The organism is Kitasatospora sp. NPDC059571 (assembly GCF_042735675.1).
In the GTDB taxonomy this organism is placed as follows: domain Bacteria; phylum Actinomycetota; class Actinomycetes; order Streptomycetales; family Streptomycetaceae; genus Kitasatospora.
Window position 1 is genome coordinate 7,247 of the sequence record NZ_JBHWBW010000291.1, and the last position, 2,634, is coordinate 9,880.

The 2,634-nt window shown below is 77.2% G+C and carries 1 protein-coding gene and 2 pseudogenes; 2 read left to right on the forward strand and 1 reads right to left on the reverse strand.

Annotated features, from left to right (window positions below; translation table 11 throughout):
• Positions 1-157: 157 nt before the first annotated feature.
• A pseudogene (locus ACFV0G_RS26445) lies at positions 158-1,139 on the forward strand (molybdopterin-dependent oxidoreductase); the annotation flags it as partial.
• 64 nt (positions 1,140-1,203) lie between these two features.
• On the forward strand, positions 1,204-2,355 hold the full coding sequence (locus tag ACFV0G_RS26450) for a serine hydrolase domain-containing protein (protein WP_380552882.1): 1,152 nt from the start codon (positions 1,204-1,206) through the stop codon (positions 2,353-2,355).
• A 24-nt stretch (positions 2,356-2,379) separates the two neighbouring features.
• On the opposite strand, the pseudogene ACFV0G_RS26455 reads toward ACFV0G_RS26450, so the two are convergent.
• Positions 2,380-2,634 (reverse strand): annotated as a pseudogene (locus ACFV0G_RS26455) (hypothetical protein); the annotation flags it as partial.

The window sequence follows — 2,634 nt, forward strand, 5'->3', positions numbered from 1 at the left end:
GCCCCCCGCGCCGGCCCACCCCCACGGGATACTCCAACCCAGTCGGGCCCGGGCGGCGCGCGCGGGGCGGGCCGCGGCCCCCCGCGGGGGGGGGGTGGGGCGAGCCTGGGGCGCGCCGGCGGGGCGATCGCCCGCGACGTCCGTTTGATGGGGTTTCATGGCGGACCATCGGCGGGCGGCGGGAGCGGGCGGCGGCGCCGCTGAACCTGCCGCGCGGCTGCTCGCGAGCGGGCGCTTCCTCCGGCCCGGCGAGGCGGCGCCGGACCTCCACAGCGTGCACCTGACCGGCTGCCGCGAGGGCGACGCCTACGCACGGCGTCACCTGCACCGTCTCGTGCCGGTGGAGGGTCTACGTCGAGGACGGCATCATCACCTGGGAGACCCAGGCCACCGACTACCCGTCGGTCGGTCCGGACCGCCCCGAGCACGAGCCGCGCGGCTGCCCGCGCGGTGCGGCGTTCTCCTGGTACACCTACTCGCCGACCCGGGTGCGCCACCCGTACGTGCGCGGGGTGCTGCTGGAGATCTGCCGGGAGGCGCGGGCGCGGCTCGGCGACCCGGTGCTGGCCTGGGCGGACGTCCAGGCGGATCCGGAGCGCCGCCGCCGCTACCAGCAGGCCCGCGGCAAGGGCGGCCTGGTCCGGGCGGGCTGGGAGGAGGCGGTGGAGATCGCGGCCGCCGCCCACGTGCACGCGATCAGGACGTACGGGCCGGACCGGGTGGCCGGGTTCTCGCCGATCCCGGCGATGTCGACGGTGTCGCACGCGGCCGGGGCGCGCTTCCTTTCACTGATCGGCGGCACCATGCTGTCGCTCTACGACTGGTACGCGGACCTGCCGGTGGCCCCGCCGCAGGTGTTCGGCGACCGGACGGACGTGCCGGAGTCCGGGGACTGGTGGGACGCGGCGTAACTGATCATGTGGGGCTCGAACGTCCCGGTGACGCGCACGCCGGACGCGCACTGGATGGCCGAGGCCCGCCACCGCGGCCAGAAGGCGGTCGTGGTGGCGCCCGACTACGCGGACAACGCCGAGTTCGCGGACGAGTGGCTGCACCCGCACCCCGGCACCGACGCCGCACTCGCCCTGGCGATGGGGCACGTCGTCCTGCGGGAGTGCTTCGTCGACCGCGAGGTCCCGAGCGGCGTGTCCGACCGGTGCCGGGGCGCCGCCGCCCGGCCGCGTGGGTGAGAAGGGTGGACCGATGACCGATCTGCACGACCTCCTGGAGGCCCGGGTCCGCGACGGGTCACTGCCGGGGGCGGTGGCCCTGGTGGCGCGGGGCGACCGCGCCGAGGTCCTGGCGGCGGGTGCGGCGGACACCGCGGGCGGTCCGCCGATGGCCCGCGAGACGATCTTCCGGATCGCCTCGCTCACCAAGCCGATCACCGCCGCGGCGGTGCTGATGCTGGTCGACGAGGGCCGGATCGCACTGGACGACCCGGTCGCCCCGTGGCTGCCCGAGCTGGAGGACCCGGTCGTCGTCCGCACCCCGGGCGCCCCGGTCGAGGACACCGTGCCGGCCGCGCGGCCGATCACCGTCGCCGACCTGCTGACCTTCCGCGCGGGCTACGGCTTCCCGGCCGACTTCTCGCTGCCCGCCGTGCGCCTGCTGGTCGGCGAGCTGCTGCAGGGCCCGCCGCAGCCGCAGCTGATCGCGCCGCCCGACGAGTGGATGGCGGCGCTCTCCGGGGTCCCGCTGCTGTACCAGCCGGGCGAGGCCTGGCTGTACAACACCTGCTCCGACATCCTGGGCGTGCTGGTCGCACGGGTGGCGGACCGGCCGTTCGCCGAGGTGCTGGCCGAACGGCTCTTCGAGCCGCTCGGCATGGTCGACACCGGCTTCGCGGTGCCGCCGGGGAAGCTGGACCGCTTCACCACCTCCTACCGGGCCGACCCGGCGGGCGGCGGCCTGCAGCAGATCGACCCGCCCGACGGCCAGTGGAGCAAGGCGCCGGCCTTCCCCTCGGGCGCCGGCGGGCTGGTGTCGACCGTGGACGACTGGTACGCCTTCGGCCGGATGCTGCTCGCCGAGGGCGAGTACCGCGGGCGCCGGCTGCTCTCCCCCACCGCGGTCCGGCAGATGACGTCCGACCAGCTGACGGCGGTGCAGCGCGACGCCGCGGAGCTCTTCCTGGAGGGCCAGGGCTGGGGCTTCGGCGGGTCGGTCGACATCGAGGCGCTGGAGCCGTGGAACGTACCGGGCCGCTACGGCTGGATCGGCGGCACCGGCACCGCCGCGCACATCGTGCCCGCCACCGGCGCGGTCACCGTGCTGCTCACCCAGGTCGAACTGGCCGGGCCGACCCCGCCCGCCCTGATGCGGGACTTCTGGCGGTACGCGGCCGACGTGTGAGCGGCGGGCCGGGCCTGCTCCGGGTCAGCCGGTGCGGCGCGAGCGCCAGAGCTTGACCAGGCCGAGGGCGACGCCGACCGCGATCAGGGCGGCCAACGCGTGGTCGGTCCCGCCGCCCGCGGTGCCGTGCCCGGCCGCGTCGGCGGCCGGGGGCGGCCCCCCCCCCGCCCCCGGCAGGGGGGGGGGGTCGCCTGGGTGGGGGGGCGCGGCGCGGCGGGGGGCCCCCGCGCGGGCCGGGGGCCCGGCCGGGCCGGCCTGGTACTCCGGGTACCGACAGGC